The organism is Streptomyces sp. NPDC039423, from assembly GCF_055598725.1.
This window is the reverse complement of the sequence record NZ_JBVKAH010000001.1, coordinates 846,203-870,946: the sequence shown is the minus strand read 5'-3', so window position 1 is coordinate 870,946 and position 24,744 is coordinate 846,203. Positions and strand designations below refer to the sequence as shown.

The window sequence follows — 24,744 nt, the reverse complement described above, 5'->3', positions numbered from 1 at the left end:
CCCCAGGGTGTGCAGGGGTCCGCGCTTGCCACAGACTTCGCCGCCTGCGGCCTGGTCTTCACCCGGGGCACCCCGCCACGGACGGAGGGTTGCCGGACAGCGGGCCGGGGCCGTAGTCGCTGTCACTCATGACCTGCCGAGAAGTTAAACAACGTGATCGCCCGCGCGCAACCCGTGTCCGGATCCCGGGACACCGGCCCGCCGACGACGACGGGCGGCGCCCGGTGGGCGCCGCCCCAGGTCACGCGGCGGAGGCGGGCTACGCGTTGGTCGCCGCGACCCACCGGTCGAGCGCCGCGCGGGCCGCGCCGGAGTCGATGGCCTCTGCCGCCCGGGCGATGCCGTCCCGGATCCGCTCGGTCAGCGGGGCGTCGGACGGCTCCAGGGCGGCCAGGGCCGCCGCCGAGTTGAGCAGCACCGCGTCCCGCACCGGGCCGGTCTCGCCGGCCAGCAGCCGGCGCGCCACATCGGCGTTGTACGAGGCGTCCGCGCCGCGCAGGGCCTCCACGGGCACCAGCTCGATGCCCACGTCCCGCGGGTCGAAGGCCTCCTCGCGCACCGCGCCGTTGCGCACCACCCAGACCTTGGAGGTGGCCGTAGTGGTGAGCTCGTCCAGACCGTCGTCGCCGCGGAAGACCAGGGCGGAGGAGCCGCGCGCGGCGAGCACCCCGGCCATGATGGGGGCCATCCGGGCGTCGGCGACCCCGGTGGCCTGGGCCTTGACGCGGGCGGGGTTGGTGAGCGGGCCGAGGAAGTTGAAGGTGGTGCGGATGCCCAGCTCCTTGCGGGCCGCCGCCACGTGCCGCAGGGCGGGGTGGAACTTCACCGCGAAGCAGAAGGTGATGCCGGCCTCCTCCGCGACCTCGACGACCCGCCGGGGTGAGAGGTTCAGGTTGACGCCCAGCTTCTCCAGGACGTCGGAGGCGCCCGAGGCGGAGGACGCGGCCCGGTTGCCGTGCTTGACGACCTTGGCACCGGTACCGGCGACGACGATCGCGGACATGGTGGAGATGTTGACGGTCTTCGCCCCGTCGCCGCCGGTGCCGACGATGTCGACGGACGGGCCGGGCACCTCGATGAGGTTGGCGTGCGCGTACATGGTGCGGACGAGGCCGGAGATCTCCTCGACGGTCTCCCCCTTCGCCCGCAGCGCGACCACGAAGCCGGCGATCTGGGCGTCGGTGGCCTCGCCGCGCATGATGCGGTCCATCGCCCACGCCGTGGCGTCGGCGCTCTGGTCGTGGCCCTCCAGCAGGGAGTCCAGCACCTGGGGCCAGGAACGACCCGCCGTGCTCGTGCCTCCAGCGGGGTTCACAGCGCTCATGGTCGCTCCTGGTGTCGTCCGTACGGGGAGTAGGGGCTCGACCACCACCCTATCCATCCCGGGGGACGGCAAAGAGCCCCGTCCGGCGATTGGACGGGGCTCGATGCGTGGCGACCTCAGGGTCGGGCGACGGACGTCGGGTGATCAGTGGTGGCCGTGGCCGCTGGTGATCTCCTTGTACTCCTCGGCGGTGGCCTTGGGGATCTGGTTCCCCTCGCCGTAGTAGCCCTTGCTGAGCTTCGCGCGGAGCTTCTGCCCGCGGGACAGCTTGCGCTCCACGCCGTTCTCGTCGACCTCGGGGCCGATCTCGGCGGGCGCGTACTGCTCGTGCGCGGTGAGCGCGTGGAGCTGGGCCTGGCTGAGCGGCTCGTGGATCTCCACGAACTCACCGTGCGGCAGGCGCTTGATGATGCCGGACTCGCGTCCGTGCAGCACCTTGTCCTTGTCGCGGCGCTGGAGGCCGAGGCAGATCCGCTTGGTGACGAGGAACGCGATGACCGGGCCGACGAAGAAGGCGATCCGGACGAACCACGTGATGGCGTTCAGCGACATGTGGAAGTGGGTGGCGAAGATGTCGTTGCCACCACCCAGCAGCATGACCATGTAGCCGGTGACCCAGGCGACACCCAGAGCGGTCCGGGTGGGCGCGTTGCGCGGCCGGTCCAGCAGGTGGTGCTCCCGCTTGTCGCCGGTGATCCACGACTCGATGAACGGGTAGACCGCGATCGCCGCGAGCATCACGCCGAAGAGCATCAGCGGGATGAACACGCCCAGGACCAGGGTGTGGCCCCAGAGGTTGATCTCCCAGCCCGGCATGACACGGATCAGACCCTCGGCGAAGCCCATGTACCAGTCGGGCTGGGCGCCGGTGGACACCTGGTCCGGACGGTACGGGCCCATGGCCCAGATCGGGTTGATCGTGAACATGGCGGCGATCATCGCGATGACGCCGAAGACCAGGAAGAAGAAGCCTCCGGCCTTGGCCATGTACACCGGCAGCAGCGGCATGCCGACGACGTTCTTGTTCGTCCGGCCGGGGCCGGGGAACTGCGTGTGCTTGTGGTAGAAGACCAGGATCAGGTGGGCCACCACGAGGCCGAGCATGATGCCCGGCAGCAGCAGGATGTGGATCGAGTAGAACCGGGCCACCATGTCGTGGCCGGGGAACTCGCCGCCGAACAGGAACATCGAGATGTACGTGCCGACGATCGGCATGGACAGGATCGCGCCCTGCGTGAAGCGGACACCGGTGCCGGAGAGCAGGTCGTCCGGGAGCGAGTAGCCGGTGAAACCGGTGAACATGCCCAGGACGAACAGCAGGAAGCCGAACAGCCAGTTGATCTCACGCGGCTTGCGGAACGCGCCGGTGAAGAAGACGCGCATCATGTGCACGAACATGCCCGCGAGGAAGACCACCGCGGCCCAGTGGTGAATCTGCCGGATGAGCAGACCACCGCGGACGTCGAAGCTGATGTCCAGGGTCGAGGCGTACGCCTCGGTCATGCGGATGCCCTGCATCGGCACGTACGAGCCGTGGTACTCGATCTCGTTCATGCTCGGGTGGAAGAACAGCGTCAGATACACACCCGTGAGGATGATGATCAGGAAGCTGTAGAGGCAGATCTCACCCAGCATGAAGGACCAGTGGTCCGGGAAGATCTTGCGCATGTTGGCCTTGGCCAGGCCGTAGATGCCCAGCCGGCCGTCGGCCCAGTCGGCGACCCGCTCGCCGGCGGGCGCCTTGCGCTTGGCGTCGCTTGCGGTCGTGGTGCTCATCCGCGCTCCCAGAATGCAGGGCCGACGGGCTCGGAGAAGTCGCCGAGAGCTTCGAGGAAGCCCTCGTCGTTCACGCCGATCCGCAGCTGCGGCAGCGGGTGACCGGCCGGGCCGAAGATGACGCGGGCGCCGTCGGAGAGGTCGAAGGTGGACTGGTGGCACGGGCAGAGGACGTGGTGGGTCTGCTGCTCGTACAGGGAGATCGGGCAGCCCACGTGGGTGCAGATCTTCGAGAAGGCGACGATGCCCTCGTGCGACCACTCCAGCTCGCGCTTGTCCTTGATGTCCTCCGGCTGGATCCGGACGATCATCAGGGCATCCTTGGCGATCTTGTTGTTGAACTCGTGGTCGCTCTCCTCCAGGCCCTCGGGCTTGGCGAAGGTGAGCGAGCCCACCGCGACGTCCTCGGGGCGCAGCGGCTCATTCGTGTTCATGTTGATGAGCTGCTTGCCCTTGGACCACCCGGTGTGGAAGAGCTTCTTCTCGGGCAGCGGGCCCAGCTCGCGCAGCAGCACCACGCCGGAGAGCGGCACCATGGCCAGCGCGCCGAGCATCGTGTTGCGGATCAGCGGGCGGCGGCCGATCGCGGACTCCCGCGCACCGTCCGCGAAGTCCGCCATGACCTTGGCCTTGACCTCCGGCGTCGCCTCGATGGCGTGCCGGTCGTCGGCCATCTCCTCGTCGGACATCAGGGTGCGGGCCCAGTGGACCGCGCCCGCGCCGATGCAGAAGAGCGCGAGGCCCAGCGTCAGACCCAGCGACAGGTTCGTCGCGCTGACGTGACCCAGCGGCCAGACGTAGACGATCTTGTCGACCGGGAAGATCACGAAGGAGGCGATGAAGCCGATCGTGGCCAGCATCGACAGCGTGAACAGCAGGGCGACCGTGCGCTCGGAGCGCTTGGCGGCCCGCTCGTCGATGTCCTGGATGCGCGGCTTGTGGGGCGGCAGCCCCGGGTCGGCGAACGGGTTCTCCGCCAGCGCCGTGCCGTGCGTGGTGTCCTGCGCGTTCGGCAGGCTCTCTGCTTCTGAAATCTCTTGGCTACTCATGACTTCTTGGCCTTAGCGGTGTGGGCCGCGACCCAGACGGCGACAGCGATCAGGGAACCCAGACCGAAGATCCATCCGAACAGGCCCTCACTGACCGGGCCGAGACCGCCCAGCGCGAAGCCGCCGGGGGTCGGCGTCTCCTCACCGTTCACGGTCTTGATGTACGCGATGATGTCCTTCTTCTCCTTCTCCGGCATCGTGGTGTCGGGGAAGGACGGCATGTTCTGCGGGCCGGTCTGCATGGCCTCGTAGATGTGCTTCTCGCTCACGCCTTCGAGGCTGGGGGCGTACTTGCCGTGCGTCAGGGCACCGCCCTCGCCGGTGAAGTTGTGGCACTGGGCGCAGTTGGTGCGGAACAGGTCGCCACCCTTGGCGATGTTCGCGCCTTCCGGGCTGTACTGCTTCTCGGTCGGCTTGATCGGACCGGCGCCGAGGGACGCGACGTACGCGGCCAGCTGGTCGATCTCGGCCTGCGAGTAGATGACCTTCTTCTTCGGCACCTGGGCGCCGGGCTGCTGCGCCGGCATGCGGCCGGTGCCGACCTGGAAGTCCACGGCGGCGGAGCCGACGCCCACCAGGCTCGGGCCGTCAGTGGTGCCCTGACCGCCGGTTCCGTGGCAGCTGGCGCAGCCGACGGTGTAGAGCTTCTTGCCCTCCTCGATGGCGAGGGACTGGGCGGTTTCGTCTGCCTGCGCCTTGCCCGCGGGCGCGAACGCGGCGTACAGCCCCCCAGTGGCCGCCAGCGCGAGGAGTAGGACGACGACCGCCGCCAGCGGATGGCGTCGTCGTGCGGAGAGCTTTTTCACGGATTACCCCGGTGTCAGGATCTTCTGCGTCGATGCTTGCTGGATGTGTCGGGCGTACCGGTCGGTACGGACCCGACTACTTGATCATGTAGATCGTGGCGAAGAGGCCGATCCAGACGACATCGACGAAGTGCCAGTAGTAGGACACGACGATGGCGGCGGTTGCCTGCTCGTGAGTGAATCTCTTGGCCGCGTACGTACGGCCGAGGACCAGCAGGAAGGCGATGAGACCGCCCGTCACGTGCAGGCCGTGGAAGCCGGTCGTCAGGTAGAACACGGAGCCGTACGGGTCCGACGAGAGCGAGAGGCCCTCGTGCTTCACCAGCTCGGTGTACTCGAAGACCTGGCCTCCGATGAAGATGGCACCCATCACGAACGTGATCACGAACCACGCCCGGAGCTTCTTCACGTCACCGCGCTCGGCGGCGAAGACGCCGAGCTGGCAGGTGAGCGAGGAGAGCACCAGGATCGTGGTGTTGGTCGCCGAGAACGGGAAGTTCAGCGCATCGGCTTTCTCTGCCCAGAACTCGGCACCCGTCACCGATCGCAGGGTGAAGTACATCGCGAAGAGGGCCGCGAAGAACATCAGCTCGGAACTCAGCCAGATGATGGTTCCGACGCTGGTGAGGTTCGGCCGATTGACCGACGGGTGCGCGTGCCCGGTTTCTACTGTCGTTGCTGTCGCCACGACCGACATTATGTCGGTCGCTTATCCCGCCCTCACTCCGGGGGGTGCCGTTCGGTGTGTTGATGCGCTCTGTCCAGCCCGAACGGCCCAGCGGAAGGGCCGTCGAAGGGGTGTCCGAACCGGTGTTGAGGGGGGTGCGGGAGGAGTAGCATCCGGCCCATCGGTACCTGCCGTACCCGCCCATGCCGCCGACGTACTCGGAGGAACCATGCAGTCGAGCGCCACCGTCCTGGTCTACAGCGACGACGCCAACACCCGCGCGCAGGTGCGGCTGGCGGCCGGGCGCCGGCCCGCGGCCGACGTTCCGCCGGTGGAGTTCATCGAGTGCGCGACACTCCCGGCGGTGCTGGACCGGCTGGACCGGGGCGGCGTCGACGTCTGCGTCCTGGACGGCGAGGCGGTGCCGGCGGGCGGCATGGGGGTGTGCCGCCAGATCAAGGACGAGGTCTTCCGGTGCCCGCCCGTCCTGCTGCTCATCGGCCGCCCCCAGGACGCCTGGCTGGCCACCTGGAGCCGCGCGGACGCCGCGGTGACCCTCCCGGTCGACCCGGTCGAGTTCGCGGACGCCCTGGCCGCCCTGCTCCGCACCCGCCTCGCCGTGGAGGCGTAAGACCCCCCTCCGGGGCGAGTGAGGCGAAGGGGCGCGGCGGGTGCCGAAAGGGAGAACGCGCGGAGGCTGCGAGGAACGAGCAGCCGAGCACGATCGACCGTCGGCGCACGCCGGAGCGCCCCGGAGGCGAACCGAGCCCTAAAAAGTGGGCCGGAGGCGCATCCGTTCCGTGCGGGGGGCTTCGGCTTGGGCGGCGCTGCCGGCCTGCCACTTGTCCCAGGGCAGGTTCCAGTCGCCGAAGCCGTTGCCGAAGTGGTCCATCTCCTTGCCCTCGCTGTTGATGACGTGGACGAGGTCCCCGGGGCGGACGTTCTCGTAGAACCAGGCCGCGTTGCTCATGGACATGCCGGTGCAGCCGTGGCTGACGTTGGCGGACCCCTGTGAGCCGACGGACCAGGGGGCGGCGTGGACGTACTCGCCGCTCCAGGTCACCCGGGTGGCGTAGTAGACCGGCAGGTCGTAGGACTCGCTGCTGCCCGCGGCGATGCCCACGGTGGTGCTGCGCATGCGGACGAAGTACTCCTTGCCGAGCACGACCTTGATGCCGTTGCGGGTGGAGAAGCCCGGCTTGCCGGTGGTCACCGGAATGGTGTTGATCACCTTTCCGTTGCGCTTGACCGTCATGTGGTGGCTGGCCGCGTCGGTGATGGCCTCGACGCGGTCGCCGATGCTGAGGTTCAGGGGCTTGGCGGAGCCGCCGTAGAGGTCGCGCGTGACCCGGACGCCCGCGAGGTTGCCCGTGACGGTGACGGACGCGCCGACGGGCCAGTACTCCTTCGGGCGGTAGTGCAGCTTCTTGTCGTCGACCCAGTGCCAGGCGCCCGTGACGGCGGGGGTGGAGCGGACCTTGAGGGAGCGCTCGACGGCGGCCCGGCCCTCCTTGGTGGTGACGGGGGTGCTGAGCTCGGCCGTGATGGGCTGGCCGACGCCGTACTTGCCCGTCTCCGGGCCGAATGCGACGTTGAGGACCTTCTTGGCGGGTGCGGTCTCGAACGTCATCGTACGGGCGCCGGGAGCCCCCTTGGTGTCCTCCGTGGCCACCCGGACGGTGTACCGCGTCCCGGCCACCAGGGGGGCCGTGGAGCGCCAGCGGCTGCCGTCGGCGGAGAGCTCACCGGCCAGGTAGTGGCCGGCGGCGTCGACGGCCGTGACGTCGGTGATGCGGCCGTCCTTGCCCTTGGCGGTGACTTCGAGGGGCTTGTCGAGGGACGCCTTGGCGGTGCCGGACGGGGCGTTGAACGCGACCTGGCGGGCCGCGTCGTACGGCTTCGCCGAGAGGGGATGGCCGTCCGGGCCGCCGCACGCGGTCGCGCTCGCGCCCGTGACGGCGACCAGCAGGGTGCAGCTTATGGCGATGCGCATGCGGGGCGTGTTGCTCATGAGCACACCGTAGGAAGGTATGCCCGCAGCGGCACGCCGGATGACTCCAAACGAGGGGCCCGGCCACCTCCGTACGGAGGTGGCCGGGCCCCTTGTCGAAGCGCGGAACGCTACTGGTTCTGGTTCTCGCCCCGGTAGTACTCGAAGACCCAGCCCCACAGGCCGATCAGGATCAGCGGGAAGGCGAAGTACAGGAGCCACCAGCCCAGAGCGATGCTCAGGAAGGCGAAGGCGCCACCGATCGCCAGCGAGAGCGGCTGCCAGCTGTGCGGCGAGAAGAAGCCGACCTCACCGGCCTCGTCCGCGACGTCGGCCTCCTTGTCGTCCTGCGCCATGGCGTCCACTCGCCGGGCCGTGAAGGCCAGGTAGTAGCCGATCATGATCGACAGGCCGAAGGCCAGGAAGAGCGCCGTCGTACCGGCCGGCTCCTTCGACCACACGCCATAGAGGATCGCCATGGCGAGGATGAAGATGCTCAGCCAGATGAACATCTTGCCCTGGATCTTCACTTGCCGACCTCCTTGCCACCGAACAGCGCGGTGTCCTTCTGCCCGTGGTTCTCGAGCTGGCCGACGGCCGCGATCTCAGGGTGGTGCAGGTCGAACGCCGGGGATTCCGAACGGATGCGCGGCAGCGTGAGGAAGTTGTGCCGCGGCGGCGGGCAGGAAGTCGCCCACTCCAGCGAACGGCCGTAGCCCCAGGGGTCGTCGACCTCGATCTTCTTGCCGTACTTGGCCGTCTTCCAGACGTTGTAGAGGAACGGCAGGATCGACAGGCCCAGCAGGAACGAGGCGATCGTGGAGATCGTGTTCAGCAGGGTGAAGCCGTCGGCGGCGAGGTAGTCCGCGTAACGACGCGGCATGCCCTCGGCACCGAGCCAGTGCTGCACCAGGAACGTGCCGTGGAAGCCGATGAACAGCGTCCAGAACGTGATCTTGCCGAGGCGCTCGTCCAGCATCTTTCCGGTGAACTTCGGCCACCAGAAGTGGAAGCCGGCGAACATCGCGAAGACCACGGTGCCGAAGACGACGTAGTGGAAGTGCGCGACGACGAAGTACGAGTCGGAGACGTGGAAGTCCATCGGGGGCGAGGCCAGGATGACACCGGTCAGACCACCGAAGGTGAAGGTGACCAGGAAGCCGATCGTCCAGAGCATCGGGGTCTCGAAGGACAACGAGCCCTTCCACATGGTGCCGATCCAGTTGAAGAACTTCACACCGGTCGGTACCGCGATCAGGAAGGTCATGAAGGAGAAGAACGGCAGCAGCACACCGCCGGTGACGTACATGTGGTGCGCCCACACCGTCACGGACAGGCCGGCGATCGCGATCGTCGCGGCCACCAGGCCGATGTAACCGAACATCGGCTTGCGGCTGAAGACCGGGATGATCTCCGACACGATGCCGAAGAACGGCAGCGCGATGATGTACACCTCGGGGTGGCCGAAGAACCAGAAGAGGTGCTGCCACAGCAGCGCTCCACCGTTGGCCGCGTCGAAGACGTGCGCGCCGAACTTGCGGTCGGCCTCCAGCGCGAAGAGCGCGGCGGCCAGCACCGGGAAGGCGAGCAGGACCAGGACACCGGTCAGCAGCACGTTCCAGGTGAAGATCGGCATGCGGAACATCGTCATGCCGGGCGCGCGCATGCAGATGATCGTGGTGATGAAGTTGACCGAGCCGAGGATCGTGCCGAAGCCGGAGAAGGCCAGACCCATGATCCACATGTCGGCGCCGACACCCGGCGAGCGGACCGCGTCCGACAGCGGGGCGTAGGCGAACCAGCCGAAGTCGGCCGCACCCTGGGGGGTGAGGAAGCCGGCCACCGCGATCAGCGAGCCGAAGAGGTACAGCCAGTAGGCGAACATGTTCAGCCGCGGGAACGCCACGTCGGGCGCACCGATCTGGAGCGGCATGATCCAGTTCGCGAATCCGGCGAACAGCGGCGTCGCGAACATCAGCAGCATGATCGTGCCGTGCATCGTGAACGCCTGGTTGAACTGCTCGTTCGACATGATCTGCGTGCCCGGACGGGCCAGCTCGGCGCGCATGAAGAGCGCCAGCAGACCGCCGATGCAGAAGAAGGCGAACGACGTGACCAGATACAGCGTGCCGATCGTCTTGTGGTCGGTGGTGGTCAGCCACTTCACGACCACACCACCGGGCTGACGGCGCCGTACGGGCAGCTCGTTCTCGTACGGCTCACGCGAGCCGTCGGCTGCCTCGGCGGCACCCTGAGGTTCGTTGAGGATGCTCACAGTTGGTTGCTCTCCGAGTTCCTGGCCGAGTCGGTGATCGCCATGCCCGCCGGGATGTAACCCGTCTGCCCCTTCTCGGCCAGCTCCTTCAGGTGCTGCTGGTAGCGCTCCGGGGAGACCACCTTGACGTTGAAGAGCATCCGGGAGTGGTCGACGCCGCAGAGCTCGGCACACTTGCCCTTGAAGGTGCCCTCCTGCGTCGCGGTCACCTCGAACACGTTCACGTTGTGGCCGGGGAAGACGTCCTGCTTGAACAGGAAGGGGACGACCCAGAACGAGTGGATGACATCACGGGAGGTCAGGATGAACCGGACCTTCTCACCCTTCGGCAGCCACAGGGTCGGGCCCGGGTTGCCGGTCTGCGGGTTCCGCGTGCCGGGGATGCCGTAGTCGTAGACGCCTTCGGCCCCCTGGGGGAACTGCTTCTGGTACTTGTCAGGAACGACGGCGAGTTGCGAGGCGGGCTTGCTTCCCGTGTCCGCCTTGCCGTCGACGTTCTCGATGTAGTTGAAGCCCCAGCTCCACTGGTAGCCCACCACGCTGATGGTGTGGGCCGGCTTGTTGGAGAGGGCCAGGAGCTTCGACTCATCGCGCGCGGTGAAGTAGAAGAGCACCGAGACGATGATGAGCGGGGTCACCGTGTACAGCGCCTCGATGGGCATGTTGTACCGGGTCTGCGGAGGAACCTCGACCTTGGTGCGGCTGCGCCGGTGGAAGATGACGCTCCACAGGATCAGGCCCCAGACCAGCACGCCCGTGGCGAGCGCAGCCGCCCACGAGCCCTGCCAGAGGGAGAGGATCCGCGGGGCCTCCTCCGTCACCGGGGTGGGCATACCAAGGCGGGGGAAGTCCTCCCAGTTGTACGAGCAACCGGAGGCGGTAGCCAGGATCAGGCCCGCAGTCAGCACCTGCGGCAGCTTCCGCCGCATCGGGCGCCGCGACGAGCGGTCGGAGCCGTTGGGACTCACGTAGCGCCTTCCCGAGAGTCTCGCCCGCGCGGTCGGCTGCGGCCGTCACGCTGGTCGGTCGCCGGCCCTGACGCGGGCAGGGGTTTGGATGTTTATGCGGACCAAACCCTACTGGACGCTATTTGGGGTCGCGCGGGGAGGGTGCCCAACGCGCCGCAGGGCACCCCGAAGGGGTGTCCGGAGCGGCATTTCCTGAGGTCGCGAGCGGGCCGGGCCCCGGCGGCACCCGGGTACGGGCCCACCGGAGTTAGCGTGTCGGTGTGTCCTACTTCGATTCCGCTTCCTCCGCCCCCCTCCACCCGGTGGCCCGCCAGGCCCTCCAGGCCGCGCTGGACGAGGGGTGGGCCGACCCCGCACGGCTGTACCGGGAGGGACGGCGTGCCCGGCTGCTGCTGGACGCGGCGCGGGAGGCGGCCGCCGAGGCGGTGGGGTGCCGTCCCGACGAGCTCGTGTTCACCCCTTCGGGGACGCGCGCGGTGCACTCCGGGGTTGCCGGGGCGCTCGCGGGGCGCCGGCGGGTGGGCCGGCACCTGGCCGTGTCGGCGGTGGAGCACTCGTCGGTGCTGCACGCGGCCGCCGCGCACGAGGCGGACGGCGGGACCGTGACCGAGGTGCCGGTCGACCGGGCCGGGCGGGTGGCGCCGGAGGCGTACGCCGCCGCGCTGCGGGACGACACGGCGCTCGCCTGCCTCCAGTCGGCCAACCACGAGGTCGGCACCGAGCAGCCGGTGGCCGAGGTCGCGGCGGCGTGCCGGAAGGCGGGGGTCCCGCTGCTGGTGGACGCCGCCCAGTCGCTGGCGTGGGGTCCGGTGCCGGGCGACTGGTCCCTGCTCACGGCGAGTGCCCACAAATGGGGCGGACCGGCGGGGGTGGGGCTGCTGGTGGTCCGCAAGGGTGTCCGGTTCGCGCCCCAAGGCCCGGCCGACGAGCGGGAGTCGGGGCGGTCGGCCGGCTTCGAGAACATCCCCGGGATCGTGGCGGCGGCGGCCTCGCTGCGGGCGGTGCGCGCGGAGGCCGGCACGGAGGCCGGGCGGCTGCGGGCGCTGGTGGACCGGATCCGGGCCCGGGTGGCGGAGTCGGTGCCGGACGTGGAGGTGGTCGGCGACCCGGTGCGGCGCCTGCCCCACCTCGTGACCTTCTCGTGCCTCTACGTGGACGGGGAGGCCCTGCTGCACGAGCTGGACCTGGCCGGTTTCTCCGTTTCCTCCGGTTCGTCGTGCACGAGTTCGACGCTGACGCCCAGCCACGTCCTGCGGGCGATGGGCGTGCTGTCGGAGGGCAATGTCCGGGTGTCCCTGCCGTCCGGTACGGCGGAGGCGGACGTGGAGCGGTTCCTGGAGGTGCTGCCGGGCGTGGTGGCGGGGATCCGGGAACGGTTCGGCGCGCCCGCCCCGCGGTCCGCCGCCGGGGGCGAGGAGTCCCTGGTGGTGGATGCCCTCGGCCGGCGGTGCCCGATCCCGGTGATCGAGCTGGCCAAGGTGTTCGGTGACGTCCCGGTGGGCGGCACCGTGACGGTTCTCTCCGACGACGAGGCGGCCCGTCTGGACATCCCGGCGTGGTGCGGGATGCGCGGCCAGGAGTACGTGGGCGAGCGGCCGGCGGACCACGGAACGGCGTACGTGGTCCGCCGGACGTCCTGAGACACCGCGCGGGGGCGTCCCGCCGTGGTTACGGGAGGTGGGCCTGGACCTCGGTGGCGGCCTCGTGGCCGTATGCCTTGGTGAAGCGGTCCATGAAGTGGGCGCGGCTCAGGGTGTACTCCTGGGTGCCGAGCGTCTCGATGACCAGGGTGGCCAGCATGCAGCCGACCTGGGCGGCGCGCTGAAGGCCCACGCCCCAGGACAGGCCGGACAGGAAGCCGGCCCGGAAGGCGTCGCCGACACCGGTCGGGTCGACCTTGGCCTCCTCGTCGGGGCAGCCGACCTCGATGACCGGCTCGCCGGTCCTCTCGATCCGGACGCCCCGCGAGCCGAGGGTGGTGACGCGGTGGCCGACCCGGGCGAGGATCTCCTCGTCGGTCCAGCCGGTCTTGGACTCGATCAGCCCCTTCTCGTACTCGTTGGAGAAGAGGTAGGTCGCGCCCTCCAGGAGGGTGCGGATCTCGTCGCCGTCCATGCGGGCGATCTGCTGCGAGAAGTCGGCGGCGAACGGGATGTTCCGCGTCCGGCACTCCTCGGTGTGGCGGAGCATCGCCTCGGGGTCGTCCGCGCCGATCGACACCAGGTCCAGGCCGCCGACGCGGTCGGCGACGGCCTTCAGCTCGATCAGCCGGGCCTCGCTCATGGCGCCGGTGTAGAAGGAGCCGATCTGGTTGTGGTCGGCGTCCGTGGTGCACACGAAGCGCGCGGTGTGCAGCACCTCGGAGATCCGCACGGAGCCGGTGTCCACGCCGTGCCGGTCGAGCCAGGCGCGGTACTCGTCGAAGTCGGAACCCGCCGCCCCGACCAGGATGGGGCGGGTGCCGAGCTGCCCCATGCCGAAGCAGATGTTGGCCGCCACCCCTCCCCTGCGCACGTCGAGGTTGTCGACCAGGAAGGAGAGGGAGACCGTGTGGAGCTGGTCGGCGACCAGCTGGTCGGCGAATCGGCCGGGGAAGGTCATGAGGTGGTCGGTGGCGATGGAGCCGGTGACTGCGATACGCACGGCTGGGCGCTCCTGCGGGAAGGTGGAGTTGACGGTTCACGCTACCGGGTCGCCGGCACCCCCCCCACACGCGGAAACTACCCGATAGTAGGTCTTTTTCGGTCGGCTCTCGCGTGCGTACGGTGCGTACATGTCCAACTTCAGCGTTCCGCGAGAGCAGTACGAGTCCGATGTGAGCCTCGCCGAGCTGCGCGGGGACAGCGCGCGCATGGTGCCGCACTGGGTGGACCCGGCGGAGGCCGTGCCGGCGCCCGCCCCCGTGTCGCCGTCGCTCATCCACGGGGTGGTCGTCCCGCCCGCCTCGGCGCGGCTGATCGCCGCCACTCCGGAGTACGGCGCCTGAGGCACGGCCGTCCCCCGGCGTCCGCGGGCCCGCCCGGGCGCTCCCCCGCCCGGGCGCACCGAGGGAACCGCCCGCCGCTCCGTTCCGTCCCAGGGGTGTCTCCCGTCAACGGGCCAGGGCGTACGAAGGAGCATTGCGGTGAGCAGTACGGAGCCGGAGCCGGCCGCGGAGCCGACACAGGACACCCCTCGCCGGAGGCGTTCGCCGCTGGCCGTCGCCTCGGTGGCGGCGGCCGTGCTGATCGCCGGCGGCGGCGGCGCGTACTTCGCCACGGTCGCGTCGGAGGGTGACGCCCGCAGCGACGGCGTCCCCGCGGCGGAGGGCACGCGGCCGCCGCCGCTGGCCCTGGACGGTCACACCGAGAGCGGTCCCGGGCAGGGGACGCCACCGGGCACGGGGCCGGGGATCGCGCCCGGCGAGCCGGACCCGAGCGGGGTCGTCTACCGGGCCGCCGGCCCGCTGCCCAAGGGGCCCGGTTCGGCCCACGTGTACCGGCCGGAGGGCACCGTCGGGGCCGACGAGGTGGCGCGGCTGGCCAAGGCCCTCGGGGTGACCGGGACGCCCGTGGCGGCCGGTTCGGCGTGGAAGGTGGGCCCGGACAAGGACGGCTCGGGTGCCGTGCTGCACGTGGACCGGCAGGCGCCGGGGACCTGGACGTTCGGGACCTCGCCGGCCGGGGACGACTGCGTCAAGGGCAAGGAGTGCCCCTCCACGAGCGCCACGACCCCGGACGGTTCCACGGGCACGCCCCCGGGCGGCACCGGCGGGCGGCCCGTGAGCGAGGCGGCCGCCAAGGCGGCGGCCGGCCCGGTGCTGGAGGCGCTGGGCCAGCGGGACGCCGAGCTGGACGCCACGCAGCTGATGGGCTCGGTGCGGGTGGTGAACGCCGACCCGGTCGTGGGCGGGCTTCCGACGTACGGCTGGTCCACCGGTGTCCAGGTCGCCCCGGACGGCACGGTCAGCGGCGCCGGCGGGCGGCTGAAGGCGCCGGCCCGCAGCCACGAGTACCCGGTGATCGGCGCGGCGGCGGCGCTGGAGCGGCTGAACTCCGGAGCCGGTGACGGCCGGGTGGGCACCGGCGGGGACATCGGCGGGTGCGCCACCCCGGCGCCGCTGGAGGGCCCGGGCTCGCCGTCCGGGCCGGCCGCGAAAGACTCGGACCCGGCGGCCAAGGGCGCGGACCCGGCCGCGCCGGCCGTCCCGTGCGGCCCGGACCGGGTGCCGCCGGCGAAGGACACGGTGACGGTCTCCCGGGCGGTCTTCGGGCTCGCGGCGCACTACGCGGCGGGGCGCCCGGCGCTCGTGCCGTCCTGGCTGTTCGAGGTGGCGCCCAAGGGCGGGGCCCGGCCGTTCACGATCACCTACCCGGCCGTGGCGCCCGAGTACCTCACGCCCGCCCCGGCGCCGCTCACGCCCCGTCCGGAGCCCTCCGCGGCACCCGGGACCCCGGGGCCGGGGAAGGCGCCCCGGCAGGTGGAGTCGTACAGCATGGACGGCCGGATCCTGACCGCGCGCTTCTGGGGCGGGGTGTGCAGCACGTACACCGTGAAGGCCGAGCAGAACGGCAGCCAGGTGAAGCTGAAGGTGGTCGAGAAGCCGGTCGAGCCGGGGCGGGTCTGCATCCTGATCGCCAAGGAGCTGACCGGAACGGTGACGCTGGACCAGCCGCTGGGTGAGCGGCAGGTGGTCGACGCGGCGAGCGGCGAGCGGGTGCCGCGGCGGTAGCCGGCGTACGGCAGGAGGCGGCGGCCCCGGGGATGGTCCGGGGCCGCCGCCTCGCGCTCGCGCCGGGAATTCTTAGCTGAAGGAGTCGCCGCAGGCGCAGGAGCCGGTGGCGTTGGGGTTGTCGATGGTGAAGCCCTGCTTCTCGATCGTGTCGACGAAGTCGATGGAGGCGCCGCCCAGGTAGGGGGCGCTCATGCGGTCGGTGACGACCTTGACGCCGTTGAAGTCCTTGACGACGTCACCGTCGAGCGAGCGCTCGTCGAAGAAGAGCTGGTAACGCAGGCCCGAGCAGCCACCGGGCTGAACGGCGACGCGCAGTGCCAGGTCGTCGCGGCCTTCCTGGTCGAGCAGGGCCTTGACCTTGGCCGCGGCGGCGTCCGACAGGAGGATGCCGTCGCTGACAGTGGTCTTCTCGTCCGATACGGACATCTGCTTCTCTCCCGGGTTGTACGGAGACTGCTTGCCGACCGGTAGCAACCGGTGGGGCCGCGGATTCATTCCGGGCACAGCGCTTGTCTTTCCCCTTCATGCTCGCACACCGGGCTCCGGGCAAGCACCGACCTGTGGAGGGGGGATGTGTCACATCGACACTATGGCCATCGTCAAAGTGACGTGAAGCGGTTATGATAGATAGCGTCATTTAGACGAAAAGGCTCTCCGCAGAAAAGAAAGGGTGCGTGACGTGACCACCGCCCAGCCCCTGGACGTCCAGCCGTCGCCCCTCGCCCTGCTGCTGCTCGGCCGCGAGGCCGACCCGAAGAGCGAGCGGGGAGTCGAGTGCCCCGGTGACCTCCCCTCCCCCTCCGACCCCGACCTGGTCGAGCGCGCCCGCGCGGCCAAGGAGAAGCTGGGCGACAAGGTCTTCGTCCTGGGGCACCACTACCAGCGCGACGAGGTCATCCAGTTCGCGGACGTCACCGGTGACTCCTTCAAGCTCGCGCGCGACGCGGCGGCGCGGCCGGAGGCGGAGTACATCGTCTTCTGCGGTGTGCACTTCATGGCCGAGTCGGCCGACATCCTCACCACGGACGACCAGAAGGTCGTGCTGCCCGACCTGGCGGCCGGGTGTTCCATGGCCGACATGGCGACGGCCGAGCAGGTCGCCGAGTGCTGGGACGTGCTGACGGAGGCGGGCGTCGCGGACGTGACCGTCCCGGTGTCGTACATGAACTCCTCGGCGGACATCAAGGCCTTCACCGGGAAGCACGGCGGGACGATCTGCACCTCCTCCAACGCCAAGAAGGCGCTGGACTGGGCCTTCGAGCAGGGCGAGAAGGTCCTCTTCCTGCCGGACCAGCACCTGGGGCGCAACACCGCCGTCCGGGACATGGGCATGTCCCTGGAGGACTGCGTCCTCTACAACCCGCACAAGCCGAACGGCGGGCTGACGGCGGAGGAACTGCGGAACGCCAGGATGATCCTGTGGCGGGGCCACTGCTCCGTGCACGGCCGCTTCTCGCTCGACTCGGTGAACGACGTGCGGGAGCGGATCCCCGGGGTGAACGTGCTCGTGCACCCCGAGTGCCGGCACGAGGTCGTGGCGGCGGCGGACTACGTCGGCTCGACCGAGTACATCATCAACACCCTGGAGGCGGCGCCGGCCGGCTCGAAGTGGGCGATCGGCACTGAACTGAACCTGGTCCGGCGGCTGGCGAACCGTTTCGCCGACGAGGGCAAGGAGATCGTCTTCCTCGACAAGACGGTCTGCTTCTGCTCGACCATGAACCGGATCGACCTGCCGCACCTGGTGTGGGCGCTGGAGTCGCTGGCCGAGGGGAACCTGGTCAACCGGATCACGGTCGACCGGGAGACGGAGAGCTTCGCCAAGCTGGCGCTGGAGCGGATGCTCGCGCTGCCGTAGGCCGTCGCCGTCACTGTGCCGAATGGGCGCCCCCGCGTCGTCGCGGGGGCGCCCCTTCGGCGCGTGACGGCCCTGTAAGGCGGGCCTTTTAGGCGTTGGCCGGGGTCGGGGTCCTCTCCTCGGAGGGGGCCGACTTCGCCGCGCGCTTGGCGGCCCGCTTGGCGCGGCGGCGTTCCTTGCGGAGCTCCACCATCGCGTACAGCGTCGGGACCAGCACCAGGGTGAGCAGCGTGGAGGTCACCAGACCGCCGATCACCACGACCGCCAGCGGCTTGGCGATGAAGCCGCCCTCGCCGGTGACGCCGAGCGCCATCGGGAGCAGGGCGAAGATCGTCGCCAGGGCGGTCATCAGGATCGGGCGGAGGCGGTGGCGGCCGCCCTCGATGACCGATTCGACGACCCCGAGCCCCTGGGCCCGGTACTGGTTGATCAGGTCGATCAGCACGATCGCGTTGGTGACCACGATGCCGATGAGCATCAGCATGCCGATCATCGCCGGGACGCCCATCGGCGTGCCCGTGGCGATCAGCAGGCCGACCGCGCCGGTGGCCGCGAACGGGATGGAGACCAACAGGATCAGCGGCTGGACCAGGGACTTGAAGGTCGCGACCAGGAGCATGAAGACGATCGCGATCGCCGCGAGCATCGCCAGGCCCAGGTTGGCGAAGGCCTCTTCCTGGTCCTCGGAGACGCCGCCGATGGAGGCGGTGGCCCCCTCCGGGAGGTCGAGCGCGTTGATCTTCGACTGGAGGTCGGCGCTGACCGCGCCCGTGTTGTCACCGGTGGGCTTGGCCGTGATGGTCGCGGCGCGGGCGCCGTCGATGCGGGTCATCGAGACCGGGCCGGGCACCAGCTTCACGTCGGCGACGTCGCCGAGCTTCACCGGGCCGAGGGGCAGCCGCTGGAGCTGGGCCAGCGTTGTCGCGGGCGCGGCGGAGGTGACGACGACGTCCCGCTCGGTGTCGTTCAGGATCGCCTTGCCCGCCGGGGTGCCGCGTACGGCCTGGGCGACCGCCATGCCGAGGGTGGCGTCGGTGAAGCCCGCCGGGGCGGCCTTGGCGTTGGCCTTGACCGAGATGCGCGGGACGGACTGCGACAGGTCGCTCTGGACGTCGGTGACGTCCTTGAGCTCGGCGACCTCCGCGCGGACCTGCTCGGAGGCCCGCTTGAGGGTGGCCTCGTCCGCCGCCTTCACCACGACGCTGAGGTCCTGGTTGCCGAAGCCGTCGCCCGCCGCGATGGTGGTGTCGCCGATGCCGTCGAGCTTGCCCAGCTCGGCGTCGATGTGGTCCCGGGCCTTCTCGTAGGCGCCGGAGTCCGTGAGCGTGACCTGGTACGAGGCCTGGTTGGCACCCGTACCGCCGCCGAAGGCCGCCATGAAGCCGGACGAGCCGACGGTGACCTGGTAGTCCTTGACCTCGTCGGTCGACGCGAGGACCTTCTCCACCTTCTTCGCGGCCGCGTCGGCCGCCTCCAGGCTGGTGCCGGCGGGCAGCTCCTGCTTGATGGACAGGACCTCCTGCTCGCCCTGGTCGAAGAAGTTGGTCTTCAGCAGCGGGGCCATGCCGAAGGTGCCCACGAGGATGACGAGCGCGAGGACCACGCTGGTGACCCGGCGGCGGGTGGCGAAGCGGAGCACCGGGACGTACACGCGCTGGAGGACGCTGCGGTTCTCCTTCTCCTCGGCCTCGCGGCGCGCCCGGTCCGGGTCCGTGGACGTCCCCTTGGGGGCGCGCAGGAACCAGTACGACAGGACCGGCACGACGGTCAGCGAGACGAGCAGCGAGGCAAGCAGGGCCGCGGTGACGGTGAGGGAGAACGAGCCGAACAGCTCGCCCACCATGCCGCCGACCAGGCCGATCGGGAGGAAGACGGCGACGGTGGTGAGGGTGGAGGAGGTGACCGCGCCGGCCACTTCGCGCACCGCGGTGAGGATGGCGGTCTGCCGCTCCTCGCCGTAGCCGAGGTGCCGCTTGATGTTCTCCAGGACCACGATCGAGTCGTCGACGACCCGGCCGATCGCGATGGTCAGCGCGCCCAGGGTGAGCATGTTGAGCGACAGGTCACGGGTCCACAGGACGATCAGGGCGAGGACCACGGACAGCGGGATGGAGACCGCGGTGACCAGGGTGGAGCGGAGGGAGGCGAGGAAGACCAGGATGACGATCACGGCGAAGAGGAGGCCGAGCGCGCCCTCGGTGGTCAGGCCGGAGATCGACTTGGAGACCGCCGGGCCCTGGTCGGAGACGACGGTGAGTTCGGCGCCGGCGCCCAGGTCCTCGCGGAGCTCGGGCAGCTCGGCCTTGACCGCCTCGGAGATGGCGACGGCGCTGCCGTCCTTGTCCATGGTGGCCATGACCGCGAGGCTCGGCTTGCCGTTGGTCCGGGTGAGGGAGACCCGCCGGGACTCCTCCTGCTTCACGGTGGCGACGTCGCCGAGGCGTACCGGGTCGCCCTTCTCCGGCTTGATCGTCAGGTTCTCGATCTGCTTCAGCGAGGTGAAGCCGCCGCCGACCTGGACCGTGCGGCTCTTGCCCGCTTCGGAGAAGGAGCCCGCCGGTACCGTGGCGCCGCCCGCCTGGAGGGCCTCGGACAGCGTCATGGCGTTCAGGCCGGCCGCCGCGAGCTTCCGGTCGTCCGGGGTAACGGAGACCTGGAGGTCCTGGACGCCTTCGATCGACACCTGGCCGACGCCTTCGATGTCCTCCAGCGCCGGGACGACGGTCCGCTCGAGCTGGTCGGCCAGGGCCTGCTGGTCCTTGCCCGAGGTGACGGCGAGGACGACGGTCGGGATGTCGTCGGTCGAGCCGGCGATCACCTGCGGGTCCACGGTGTCGGGGAGCTGGGCGCCGGCCCGGTTGACGGCCTGCTGGACGTCGGCGACGAGCTGCTTGGTGCCCTCGTCGCCGTAGTCGAAGGTGGCCATGATGAGGGCGTTGCCCTCGCTGGCGGTGGAGGTGACGCCCTTGATGCCGTCGACCGCCTTGATGGAGCTTTCGAGCGGCTCGACGACCTGCTTCTCGACCACGTCGGGGGACGCGCCCTGATAGGGGGCGAGGACCGACACCATCGGCAGTTCGATGGAGGGCAGGAGCTGTTGCTTGAGCTGGGGGATGGCGATCGCTCCGAAGACGATCGCCACGATCGACATCAGCCCTATCAGGGCCCGTTGCGCGAGGCTGAATCTGGACAGCCAGGACATGGGGTCTCTCTTCTGTGGCGGATCGGCGGGTATTCATACGATCAGCCACGGAGGGGAGGGTTCCGTCGCCCCCAGGTCCCGTTTGCTTATGCCCCGCATACACCGAACGGAGTACACGGCGGTACGCGGTCACTCCACCCTGGGGCGGACCAACCCTGACTCGTAGGCGGTGACGACGAGCTGGGCGCGGTCGCGGGCTCCGAGCTTGGCCATCGCCCGGTTGACGTGCGTCTTGATCGTCAGCGGGCTGACCTCCAGCCGCTCGGCGATCTCGTCGTTGGACAGGCCGCCCGCGACCAGGACGAGGACCTCCCGCTCGCGGACGGTCAGCGCGGCCAGCCGCTCGGAGTAGGCCCGTCCGTCCCCCGCGGCGCCGTCCGCGTGGCCGCTCTGCGCCAGGAACGTGGCGATCAGGCCCTTGGTGGCGACGGGCGACAGGAGCGCCTCCCCGGCGGCGGCGATGCGGATGGCGTTCAGCAGTTCCTCCGGCTCGGCGCCCTTGCCGAGGAAGCCGGACGCCCCGGCGCGCAGCGACTGCACCACGTACTCGTCCACCTCGAAGGTGGTCAGCATGACCACACGGACGCCGGCCAGGTCCGGGTCGGCGCTGATCAGGCGGGTGGCGGCGAGACCGTCCGTGCCGGGCATGCGGATGTCCATCAGCACGACGTCGGCCCGCCGCGAGCGGGCGAGCGCGACGGCCTCCGCGCCGTCCGCCGCCTCCCCCACGACCTCCATGTCGGGCTCGGAGTCCACGAGGACCTTGAACGCGCTGCGGAGCAGTGCCTGGTCGTCGGCGAGCAGCACCCTGATGGTCATGTGGCCTCCCCTGTCCCTGCCGTGACGGGCAGTATCGCCTGGACCCGGAACCCGCCTCCGTAGCGGGGGGCGGCGGTGAGGGCGCCGCCGAGGGCGGTGACGCGTTCGCGCATGCCGAGGAGGCCGTGGCCGCCGCCGTCGGCGGGGGTGCCGTCGCCGGGTACGGCCCCGCCGGGCGCGCCGTCGTCGAGGACCGTCACCTCGACGGTCCGGCCGACCCGTACGACGCTCACCTCGGCCCTGGCGCCCGGGCCGGCGTGCTTGCGCACGTTGGTCAGCGCCTCCTGGATGATGCGGTACGCGGCCAGGTCGACGGCCGCCGGGAGCGGGAGGCCCTGGTCGGTGCGGGCCAGCTCCACCGGGAGGCCGGCGTGGCGGAAGGTGTCCAGCAGCTCGTCCAGGACGCCGAGGCCGGGGGCGGGTTCGGTGGGCGCCTCGGGGTCGCCGCTCTGGCGGAGCAGGCCGACGGTGGCGCGCAGTTCGTTGAGGGCGGAGCGGCTGGCCTCGCGCACGTGCGCGAGGGCCTCCTTGGCCTGGTCGGGGCGCTTGTCCATGACGTGGGCGGCGACGCCCGCCTGCACGTTGACCAGCGCGATGTGGTGGGCCACGACGTCGTGCAGGTCCCGCGCGATGCGGAGCCGTTCCTCGGCGACCCGGCGGCGGGCCTCCTCCTCGCGGGTGCGCTCGGCGCGGTCGGCGCGCTCGCGGATGGCGTCCACGAAGGCGCGGCGGCTGCGGACGGCGTCACCGGCGGCGGCGGCCATGCCGGTCCAGGCGAAGACGCCCAGGTTCTCCTGGGTGTACCAGGGCGCGGAGCCGAACAGCATCGCGGCGCCCGTCAGGAGGGTCATCGTCAGCAGCCCGACGCGCCAGGTGGTGGGGCGGTCGGTGCGCGACGCGACGGTGTAGAGGGCGACCACGGCGCTCATGGCGACGGGGGCGGGCGGGTCCTGGGCGATGTGCTCGACGAGCGTGACCACGCCGGTGAACACCAGGACGCCCAGCGGATTGCGGCGCCGGAGGACCAGCGCCGCCGCGCCCGTCACCATCAGCAGCACGCTGACCGCGCCGGGCGTACGGCCGCCGAAGTCGGGCCCGCCGTGCGGCCCGCCGTGCCGGTCGACGAACGATCCGGCGACCATGCACAGCAGCGCGCCGAGCGCCAGGACGCCGTCGAACGCCAGCGGGTGCTCGCGCATCCAGGCCCGGCCGCGCACGATCCGGTTCTCGAGGGTGGTCACGGAAGAAGACGGTACGTCCTGCCGGGGACCGTGATGACCCCCCGGCGGGGGGCGGGCCCCCGGGGGGGGACGCACGTGTGCCCCTCCCCGGCCGGGCGGGGAGGGGCACAGGTGGGGGCCGGAGGGTCAGCCGGGGATCAGGCCGTCGTCGGAGAGCATGGCGCGGACCTCTTCGAGCGTCGCGTCCGGGGCCGGCAGGATCAGTTCGGAGGGTTCGAGCGCGTCGTCCGGCAAGGGCTCGCCGAGTTGGCGCACCGTGTCCAGCAGGGCGTGGAGGGTGCGGCGGAAGCCCTCGCCGTCGCCGCCCTCCATCTCCCCGAGCAGTTCGTCGTCCAGCTTGTTGAGCTCGGCGAAGTGGCTGTCCGCCAGCCTCACCTGGCCCTCCCCCATGATCCTGACGATCATGACGCGCCGTCCTTAACTCTTGTCGAACCGGGTCGGGGACTGCGACTGCTGCCGGGCCTGGTCCTGCGGGGTGCCGGCACCGCCCTCGATGGCCTGCTGCGGGGTGGTGCCGCCGGCCAGCTCGGCCTTCATGCGCTGGAGCTCCAGCTCGACGTCCGTACCGCCCGACAGGCGGTCCAGCTCGGCCTGGAGGTCGTCCTTCTGGAGGCCGGACTGGTCGTCCAGCGCGCCCGAGGCGAGCAGTTCGTCGATCGCGCCGGCCCGCGCCTGGAGCTGCGCGGTCTTGTCCTCGGCGCGCTGGATGGCGACGCCGACGTCGCTCATCTCCTCCGAGATGCCGGAGAACGACTCGGCGATCCGGGTCTGCGCCTGGGCGGCGGTGTACGTGGCCTTGATGGTCTCCTTCTTCGTACGGAAGGCGTCGACCTTGGCCTGGAGGCGCTGGGCGGCGAGCGTCAGCTTCTCCTCCTCGCCCTGGAGGGTCTGGTGCTGCGTCTCCAGGTCCGTGACCTGCTGCTGGAGCGCGGCCCGGCGGGACAGCGCCTCGCGCGCCAGGTCCTCACGGCCGAGCGCCAGCGCCTTGCGGCCCTGGTCCTCCAGCTTGGCGGACTGCCCCTGGAGCTGGTTGAGCTGGAGCTCCAGGCGCTTGCGCGACGTCGCCACGTCGGCGACGCCGCGGCGTACCTTCTGAAGCAGCTCGAGCTGCTTCTGGTACGAGTAATCGAGGGTCTCGCGCGGATCCTCGGCCCGGTCAAGGGCCTTGTTTGCCTTCGCGCGGAAGATCATCCCCATACGCTTCATGACACCGCTCATGGGCTTCGCGCGCCCCCTTCTGACGGACTTCGGCTCCAGCACCCAACAGAACCCACAGTACGGGCCCCACATCCATTACCGCACTGTTCGGGCGCCGATGCGCTCCTCCCCAAGGACGACTGCGGGCGGCTTCGCTCCGGCGCAAGGAGTAGGGATCCCTCTCCGGGGGACGCAGGCCGTTGCCGGATCGTTCCCCGCCGGGCTGGGGTCCATGCGGCGCACCCCGTACCCTTGGGCTTTGTGTTCCGTAGCCGTTCGAAGGATGAGAAGGCCCCCACCGACCAGGTGACGGCGGACCTCTCCAAGCAGCCCCGCGATCCCCAGGCCCCCAAGGGCCGCCCGACCCCGAAGCGGAGTGAGGCCCAGACGCAGCGCCGCCGTGCACAGACCGTGCCGACCGACCGCAAGGAGGCCATGCGCCGGCAGCGCGAGGCGCGCCGCGCGGACCTCGCCAAGCAGCGCCAGGCACTGGCAAGCGGCGACGAGCGATATCTGCCGGCCCGGGACAAGGGTCCGGTCCGCCGCTTCGTCCGCGACTTCGTGGACTCGCGCTTCTGTGTCGCCGAGTTCTTCCTGCCGCTGGCGGTGGTGATCCTGGTGCTGTCCAGCCTGCCGAACACGCAGGTGAAGAACACCGCCCTGCTGCTGTGGCTCGCCGTGATCGCCCTGATCGTGGTCGACTCGATCGGCATCTCCATCCGGCTGAAGAAGCAGCTCAACGCGCGCTACCCGGACGAGCCCAAGCGCGGCGCCGTGGCGTACGGCCTGATGCGTACGCTCCAACTGCGCCGGCTGCGGCTGCCCAAGCCGCAGGTCAAGCGCGGAGAGCGGCCCTGA

At 70.4% G+C, this 24,744-nt stretch carries 22 protein-coding genes and 1 riboswitch; of the genes, 6 read left to right on the top strand and 16 right to left on the bottom strand.

Annotated features, from left to right (window positions below; translation table 11 throughout):
* Window positions 1-16: 16 nt before the first annotated feature.
* Window positions 17-134: riboswitch (SAM riboswitch) on the bottom strand.
* A 125-nt stretch (window positions 135-259) separates the two neighbouring features.
* The 5 genes from trpD to ctaE all read right to left on the bottom strand — a co-directional run bounded on the left by trpD (window position 260) and on the right by ctaE (window position 5,652).
* A complete protein-coding gene (gene trpD / locus ACZ7LK_RS03875; protein ID WP_471138243.1) occupies window positions 260-1,324 on the bottom strand; it encodes an anthranilate phosphoribosyltransferase in 1,065 nt (354 codons plus the stop codon).
* A 144-nt stretch (window positions 1,325-1,468) separates the two neighbouring features.
* Window positions 1,469-3,100, bottom strand: a complete 1,632-nt coding sequence (gene qcrB / locus ACZ7LK_RS03870; RefSeq protein ID WP_469465122.1) for a cytochrome bc1 complex cytochrome b subunit — start codon at window positions 3,098-3,100, stop codon at window positions 1,469-1,471.
* A complete protein-coding gene (gene qcrA / locus ACZ7LK_RS03865) occupies window positions 3,097-4,149 on the bottom strand; it encodes a cytochrome bc1 complex Rieske iron-sulfur subunit (protein WP_392276111.1) in 1,053 nt (350 codons plus the stop codon). The genes qcrB and qcrA overlap by 4 nt, the downstream gene beginning before the upstream one ends.
* The gene (qcrC, locus tag ACZ7LK_RS03860; RefSeq protein WP_392276110.1) at window positions 4,146-4,955 is read right to left on the bottom strand and encodes a cytochrome bc1 complex diheme cytochrome c subunit; all 810 of its coding nucleotides are present in this window, start codon (window positions 4,953-4,955) and stop codon (window positions 4,146-4,148) included. The genes qcrA and qcrC overlap by 4 nt, the downstream gene beginning before the upstream one ends.
* Before the next feature lie 76 nt (window positions 4,956-5,031).
* A complete protein-coding gene (gene ctaE / locus ACZ7LK_RS03855) occupies window positions 5,032-5,652 on the bottom strand; it encodes an aa3-type cytochrome oxidase subunit III (protein WP_392276109.1) in 621 nt (206 codons plus the stop codon).
* Between the two features lie 199 nt (window positions 5,653-5,851).
* Between ctaE and ACZ7LK_RS03850 the strand changes: the two genes are divergently transcribed.
* Entirely contained in the window at window positions 5,852-6,253 is a 402-nt protein-coding gene (locus tag ACZ7LK_RS03850) for a DNA-binding transcriptional response regulator (protein WP_392276108.1), read from the top strand.
* A 138-nt stretch (window positions 6,254-6,391) separates the two neighbouring features.
* On the opposite strand, the gene ACZ7LK_RS03845 is transcribed toward ACZ7LK_RS03850, so the two are convergent.
* The 4 genes from ACZ7LK_RS03845 to ctaC form a co-directional block, all read right to left on the bottom strand.
* Window positions 6,392-7,633 carry a L,D-transpeptidase gene (locus ACZ7LK_RS03845; protein WP_392276107.1) on the bottom strand — a complete coding sequence of 414 codons (1,242 nt, stop codon included), beginning with the start codon at window positions 7,631-7,633 and terminating at the stop codon, window positions 6,392-6,394.
* A gap of 110 nt (window positions 7,634-7,743) precedes the next feature.
* Window positions 7,744-8,142, bottom strand: coding sequence for a cytochrome c oxidase subunit 4 (locus ACZ7LK_RS03840; protein WP_392276106.1), 399 nt, complete (start codon window positions 8,140-8,142; stop codon window positions 7,744-7,746).
* A complete protein-coding gene (ctaD, locus tag ACZ7LK_RS03835) occupies window positions 8,139-9,887 on the bottom strand; it encodes an aa3-type cytochrome oxidase subunit I (RefSeq protein ID WP_392276105.1) in 1,749 nt (582 codons plus the stop codon). Before ctaD ends, ACZ7LK_RS03840 begins: the two co-directional genes overlap by 4 nt.
* Window positions 9,884-10,855, bottom strand: coding sequence for an aa3-type cytochrome oxidase subunit II (ctaC, locus tag ACZ7LK_RS03830; protein ID WP_392276104.1), 972 nt, complete (start codon window positions 10,853-10,855; stop codon window positions 9,884-9,886). Before ctaC ends, ctaD begins: the two co-directional genes overlap by 4 nt.
* A gap of 260 nt (window positions 10,856-11,115) precedes the next feature.
* Between ctaC and ACZ7LK_RS03825 the strand changes: the two genes are divergently transcribed.
* Window positions 11,116-12,495, top strand: a complete 1,380-nt coding sequence (locus ACZ7LK_RS03825) for an aminotransferase class V-fold PLP-dependent enzyme (RefSeq protein WP_471138238.1) — start codon at window positions 11,116-11,118, stop codon at window positions 12,493-12,495.
* A 28-nt stretch (window positions 12,496-12,523) separates the two neighbouring features.
* Here ACZ7LK_RS03825 and ACZ7LK_RS03820 read toward each other — a convergent pair whose 3' ends face one another.
* Window positions 12,524-13,498 (bottom strand): carbohydrate kinase family protein, encoded by a 975-nt coding sequence (locus tag ACZ7LK_RS03820; protein WP_392276102.1) that lies wholly within the window; start codon window positions 13,496-13,498, stop codon window positions 12,524-12,526.
* A 130-nt stretch (window positions 13,499-13,628) separates the two neighbouring features.
* Between ACZ7LK_RS03820 and ACZ7LK_RS03815 the strand changes: the two genes are divergently transcribed.
* Together ACZ7LK_RS03815 and ACZ7LK_RS03810 are read left to right on the top strand one after the other, a co-directional pair.
* Complete coding sequence (locus ACZ7LK_RS03815) at window positions 13,629-13,841, top strand: hypothetical protein (protein ID WP_392276101.1); 213 nt, start codon at window positions 13,629-13,631, stop codon at window positions 13,839-13,841.
* A 138-nt stretch (window positions 13,842-13,979) separates the two neighbouring features.
* Window positions 13,980-15,566: a hypothetical protein gene (locus tag ACZ7LK_RS03810; protein WP_471138235.1), complete on the top strand. Its 1,587-nt coding sequence runs from the start codon at window positions 13,980-13,982 to the stop codon at window positions 15,564-15,566.
* Between the two features lie 72 nt (window positions 15,567-15,638).
* Here ACZ7LK_RS03810 and erpA read toward each other — a convergent pair whose 3' ends face one another.
* Window positions 15,639-15,995: an iron-sulfur cluster insertion protein ErpA gene (gene erpA / locus ACZ7LK_RS03805; protein ID WP_064071056.1), complete on the bottom strand. Its 357-nt coding sequence runs from the start codon at window positions 15,993-15,995 to the stop codon at window positions 15,639-15,641.
* Between the two features lie 244 nt (window positions 15,996-16,239).
* On the opposite strand from erpA, the gene nadA reads away from it, so the two are divergent.
* Complete coding sequence (nadA, locus tag ACZ7LK_RS03800) at window positions 16,240-17,427, top strand: quinolinate synthase NadA (protein ID WP_392276099.1); 1,188 nt, start codon at window positions 16,240-16,242, stop codon at window positions 17,425-17,427.
* Between the two features lie 88 nt (window positions 17,428-17,515).
* On the opposite strand, the gene ACZ7LK_RS03795 is transcribed toward nadA, so the two are convergent.
* The 5 genes from ACZ7LK_RS03795 to ACZ7LK_RS03775 all read right to left on the bottom strand — a co-directional run bounded on the left by ACZ7LK_RS03795 (window position 17,516) and on the right by ACZ7LK_RS03775 (window position 23,907).
* Entirely contained in the window at window positions 17,516-20,629 is a 3,114-nt protein-coding gene (locus tag ACZ7LK_RS03795) for an efflux RND transporter permease subunit (protein WP_469464921.1), read from the bottom strand.
* Window positions 20,630-20,758: 129 nt separating this feature from the next.
* Entirely contained in the window at window positions 20,759-21,448 is a 690-nt protein-coding gene (locus ACZ7LK_RS03790; protein WP_392276097.1) for a response regulator, read from the bottom strand.
* The gene (locus ACZ7LK_RS03785; protein ID WP_469464929.1) at window positions 21,445-22,647 is read right to left on the bottom strand and encodes a sensor histidine kinase; all 1,203 of its coding nucleotides are present in this window, start codon (window positions 22,645-22,647) and stop codon (window positions 21,445-21,447) included. Before ACZ7LK_RS03785 ends, ACZ7LK_RS03790 begins: the two co-directional genes overlap by 4 nt.
* A 168-nt stretch (window positions 22,648-22,815) precedes the next feature.
* On the bottom strand, window positions 22,816-23,094 hold the full coding sequence (gene pspAA / locus ACZ7LK_RS03780; protein ID WP_392276096.1) for a PspA-associated protein PspAA: 279 nt from the start codon (window positions 23,092-23,094) through the stop codon (window positions 22,816-22,818).
* A 12-nt stretch (window positions 23,095-23,106) separates the two neighbouring features.
* The gene (locus tag ACZ7LK_RS03775; protein ID WP_392276095.1) at window positions 23,107-23,907 is read right to left on the bottom strand and encodes a PspA/IM30 family protein; all 801 of its coding nucleotides are present in this window, start codon (window positions 23,905-23,907) and stop codon (window positions 23,107-23,109) included.
* A gap of 240 nt (window positions 23,908-24,147) precedes the next feature.
* Here ACZ7LK_RS03775 and ACZ7LK_RS03770 point away from each other — a divergent pair, with 240 nt between their 5' ends.
* Window positions 24,148-24,744, top strand: coding sequence for a DUF3043 domain-containing protein (locus ACZ7LK_RS03770; protein ID WP_392276094.1), 597 nt, complete (start codon window positions 24,148-24,150; stop codon window positions 24,742-24,744).